The organism is Actinosynnema sp. (assembly GCF_052038725.1).
In genome coordinates this window covers 1-4,574 of sequence record NZ_JBQGCX010001016.1, presented here as the reverse complement: position 1 = coordinate 4,574, position 4,574 = coordinate 1, and the positions used below count along the sequence as shown (strand labels likewise).

General features: G+C 75.1%; 3 protein-coding genes. All 3 read right to left on the bottom strand.

Annotated features, from left to right (window positions below):
• On the bottom strand, nt 1–1,787 hold a 1,787-nt coding region (locus ACTUAL_RS21520), incomplete at its 3' end, for an acyltransferase family protein (protein WP_440901516.1).
• Between the two features lie 420 nt (nt 1,788–2,207).
• A complete protein-coding gene (locus ACTUAL_RS21515; protein ID WP_440901515.1) occupies nt 2,208–2,717 on the bottom strand; it encodes an ATP-binding protein in 510 nt (169 codons plus the stop codon).
• 399 nt (nt 2,718–3,116) lie between these two features.
• Nucleotides 3,117–4,133 (bottom strand): serine/threonine-protein kinase, encoded by a 1,017-nt coding sequence (locus ACTUAL_RS21510; RefSeq protein ID WP_440901514.1) that lies wholly within the window; start codon nt 4,131–4,133, stop codon nt 3,117–3,119.
• Between the last annotated feature and the right edge of the window lie 441 nt (nt 4,134–4,574).

Genomic DNA, 4,574 nt, shown 5'->3' with positions numbered 1-4,574 from the left:
CTGCGGGGCGTGTCGCGGATGCCCACGACCGCGATGCCCGCCTCCGCCATCGGCCGCAGGTGCTCGCGGTAGCCCTCGACGGCCCGCTCGTAGGAGGGCCACTCCCAGTTCATGTCCTCCTTGTAGACCTGGGGGGTCATGGCGGCGGTGACCACCATGTCCGGCTTCTCCCGCAGGATCCACTCGCGCTTGGCCCGGTCGTCGGCGGGGCAGTTGGCGAACGGCTCGGTGTTCTGCCGCTGCTTGCCGTCGGGCGCGGCGACCTTGAGCGGTTCCGCGTTGAACGGGCAGGCGTCGTGCACGAGCATCCTGACCCGCCACTGGCCCGAGCGCTCCGCGAGGTCGATGAGCGCGCCGGAGAGCTGGGTCATGTGCGAGTCGCCGAGCAGCACCATGGTCCTCGGCGCGTCGGCCGGGCCGTACCAGCAGTCCTCGCGGTCCACGGCGACCTTGCCGCAGTCGTCGTCCCACGCCTCGGCGATGTCGTCGCCCGCGACGACCGGGTCGGGCACCAGGGACGCGGTGGGCACCTCCACCGGGTACTGCGGGTCCCTGGCGAGCGCGCCGGGGTGGTCGTCGCCGAGGACCGCGTTGGCCTTCAGGTCGTCGATCCGGGCCTGCGCGGCGTACCAGGGGTAGGCCGCGACCAGCACCGACGCGGCGATCATGGCGGCGCCCGCGGTGTAGGCGGCGCGCGGCGACAGGTGCCGCATCGGGGTCTCCACCAGCCTGGTCGACGCGGCGGCCAGCGCCACGCTCGCCGCAGCCGCGGCCAGCGTCCACTCCCACGGAAGGTGCGTGACGCCCAGGTGCTCCATGAGGAAGACCAGCACCGGCCAGTGCCACAGGTACAGGCTGTACGAGATGTCGCCGAGGTAGCGCAGCGGTTGCCGCGCCAGCAGCGCGGACACGCCCCCGTCGCCCATGCCGCTGCCCGCCGCGAGGAGGGCGGCCGTGCCGAGCACGGGCAGCAGGGCGATCCAGCCGGGGAACTGCATGGCGGTGGTGAACAGGAACGCCGCCGCCAGCACGGCGGCCAGGCCGAGCCAGCCGGACGCCAGGCGCGCGGCGCGGGAGAGCGCGAGCCGGGGGAGGCCGATCGCGAGCAGGCCGCCGATGCCCAGCTCCCACATGCGGGTGGGGGTGATGAAGTAGGCGGCGGTGTGGTCGAGCGGGGTGTAGAGGACCGAGAACGCCAGCGAGGCGACCGTGATGGCCAGGACCGCGACGAACGCGTTCCGGCCGGGCCTGGCGCCGCGCAGCCCCGCGAGGATCAGGACCAGCGGGATGACCAGGTAGAACTGCTCCTCCACGCTGAGCGACCAGAAGTGCTGGACCGGGGAGGCCTCGGCGGTGGCGTTGGCGTAGTCGCCCGCGAAGATCGCGAGCTGCCAGTTCTGCACGTTCAGCGCGGAGGCCACGACCTCGCGCAGCACGTCCGGGTGCCGGGACACCGGGAGCAGCAGCACGGTCGTCAGCGCGACGCCGAGCAGCACGACGGTGGCCGCCGGGAGCAGCCGCCGGGCGCGCCGGGCGTAGAAGGAGACGAGGCTGATCCGGCCGCTGCGGCGCAGCTCGTTCACCAAGGCGCCGATGATCAGGTAGCCGGAGATGACGAAGAAGACGTCGACGCCGGCGAAACCGCCGGGCAGCCAGGTCGGCCGCAGGTGGTAGACCAGCACGAGGCCGACCGCCAGCGCCCGCAGGCCCTGGATGTCGTCCCGCTGTTTGGACCGGTGCTCGACGCCGCGCGGTGCGGCTCCCCGGCGCGTCTCGGTGGACGTCATCGCTCTCCCCGTGCGTTCGGATTCGGCACTTCCCGGAAGATCCCGTGTGCCCGTCTGCGCCTCTCGCCCCGCGCGCCGGTCGCCGGCGCGTGACCGCCCGTGCCCGGTGGACGGCGGTCGGGGTCTGGGAGCCCCTGGACCGTATCTCAAACGGGCGATCATTCCGGAATCACCGGGGGCGATTCCGGGGACGCCACCTGCCCGAACGGGTGAGCACGGGGGTGCGCGGTGCGGCGGACCGGCTGGTCGTGGGGGCCGCGTTCGGCGGGTGGGTCGGGCAGGTCGGGCTTCGGGGACGTGACCGCGGGGGCGTCGGTTCTCCCACCCGGAACGACCAGGTCACGGCCCCGGCACACCTCGGCGGCGCGGGAGCGGTCCCAGCGGGTCCGGGCAGCCGGGGTCGCTCGAACGGCCGGGGGGCTAGTCGAGGTGGAGCCCCTCGGCGCTCAGGTCGCGGGGGTCGAGACCGTTCGGGCTCGACTCGTTCGGGCCGGAACCGTTCGGGCCCCGCCCCTCCGGCGGGTGGGCGTCCTGCGGGCGGGCGAGCGCGGGCGGCGGCTGCGGCAGGCTCCAGCCCGCCTCCGCCCACACCGTCTTCACCCCGGTGGACGGCAGCACCCCCCAGCGGCTCGCCAACCGGTTGACCAGCAGCAACCCCCGGTGACGGCGCCCCGGCCTGCCCAGCACGGGCAGCAGCTGCGGGCTCGCGTCGTCGACCTCCACCCGCACCGGCCACCGGCACAGGCGCAGCTCGCGCGGCCCCTCGGCGTGCTCCAGCGCGTTCTCCACCAGGGCGTTCACCACCATGAGCAGGTCCAGCAGCCGGTCCCGCTCGACTCCGGGCAGGGCGGCGGCGACCCGCTCCCGCACGAGGTGCGGGAGCAGCAGCCCCCCGGAGATCCGGAGGTCCGCGACCCCGGTGGTGTTCATCCCTAGGCACCCCCAGCACAGCACAACGCGGCACCCTGGTTTTTCAAGGCGCGTCAGCAATTACCCGGTGGGGACGGGCGCCAAACCGGCGGGGACGGGGATCGGCTGGTGGTCCAGGTCACAGGTCTCGGGGGCACCGCCTCGGGATCGCGGGTTCGGGGACGACTTCGGGGTGCGGAGCCGGGGACGCGGTGTTCGGGTCACCGGTTTCGGGGGTAGCGGCTCCGGATCGCAGCGCCTGGCAGGTCTCCGGCGCTCGGCTCAGGGTCAGTGCTCGGGAGTCTCGGTGCTCGGGAGTCTCGGTGCTCGGGGTCGTAGCGCTCAGGGGCGCGGTGCTCGGATCGCAGCGTCGGGATCGCGGCACCGGCGGGTCACAGCGTCGGGATCGCGGCGCCGGGGTCACAGCCCGCGCGGCGCCTCGATCGCGGTCGGGGCGGCCGGGGCGGCGACGGTCGGGTCGGGGGTCTGGCCGACGGCCATGGCGATCGCGGCGAGGGTGACGGCGGTCGCGGCGCCCACGAGCACCCGGTGCCGGGACGGGGCGGCGGGCGGCGGGACGGGCGCGGCGAAACCGCGCAGCGCCATCCCGCACGCGGCGGCGCTGGGGCGGTCCCTCGGGCGGCGGGCGGTCATCGCGGACAGCAGGTGCGCCAGGTCCGACGGCGCGGACAGCGGGATCTCCGGCGCGCGGCCCAGCCGGGACAGCGCGGTGCGGCCGGTGAACGCGGGGCGGCCGGTCAGGCACTCCAGCAGCACCAGGCCGAGCGCGTACACGTCGGCGGGCTCCCCCACCACGTCGCCGCGCACCTGCTCGGGCGCGAGGTAGGCGGTGGTGCCGACGCGGCGGTCGGTGCGGCGGGTGCGCGAGCCCCCTGGCCCGGCGAGGCCGAAGTCGGCCAGGTGCGGCTTGCCCGCGTGGTCGAACAGGACGCCGGTGGGGGTGAGGTCGCGGTGCGCCACGCCGTGCTCGTGCACGTGGGCGAGCGCGTCGGACAGCAGCACCCCGAGCAGCCGGGTCTGGGCCTCGCTGAACGGCCCCCGGTCGAGGTGGTCGCGCAGCGTGGGGCCGTCCACGAGCTGGAGCACCACGAACGAGTCCCGGTCACGACCGCCGACGTCGTACACGGACACCACGTTGGGGTGACTGAGCCCGGCGAGGACGTGCATCTCGTTGTCGAACCTGCGGTAGGCGGCCCGGCCCGCGCCGGGCGCGACCAGCTTCACCGCGACCGCGCGCCGCAGCAGGGTGTCCCACCCCCGGTGCACCTGGGCGGTGCCGCCGGTGCGGATCAGGCCGTCGAGCCGGTCGCGACCGGCCAGCAGCTGGCCCGCTTCCAGCTCCCCGGTGTCCGCGGCGGACCACTCGGGCCCTACCGCGACCTTGCCCGTGGTCTTGGTCGACAGAGACAGGGACACAACCCGCACCCTCCCACTCGCGCCGGTCTCCGGCCGGTCTCACCCGGTCGGGGCCGCTCACCCTCGCTCGCTCGTGCTGTGGGTCAGGTGCCCGCAGTCCGAGGTCGACAAACTCGCCGTGCCGAGTTGAGACACCGGGCGGGCGAACGCCCTTCGGGCGCCGCGGGGGCGCGGGGTGCGAATCCGGTGCGCGGGGTTTCCGGTGGAACGGCTCGGGTAGCCCTGAGCTGGAGGTTCACCTCGGCCCGGACGGGGAGGCGAGCCGGGTCAGGCCACCCCGGAACGCTTCGGGGCGCGGCGGTGCGCGCGGGGCCGGGTCGGGTCCGGACGCGCGAGAGCCGGACGGGGCTCGGCGGCCCGCCCGACTCCAGGGGTGCGTGCTCGGTTGTCGCGCCGGGACCGGGTCGTCCGGCGAGTCGTCCGGACCGGTTCCTCCGACCG

What these genes read in the sequence shown, in the direction of transcription:
- ACTUAL_RS21515 (WP_440901515.1), bottom strand. Translation starts at nt 2,717, where the DNA reads ATGAACACCACCGGGGTCGCGGACCTCCGGATCTCCGGGGGGCTGCTG.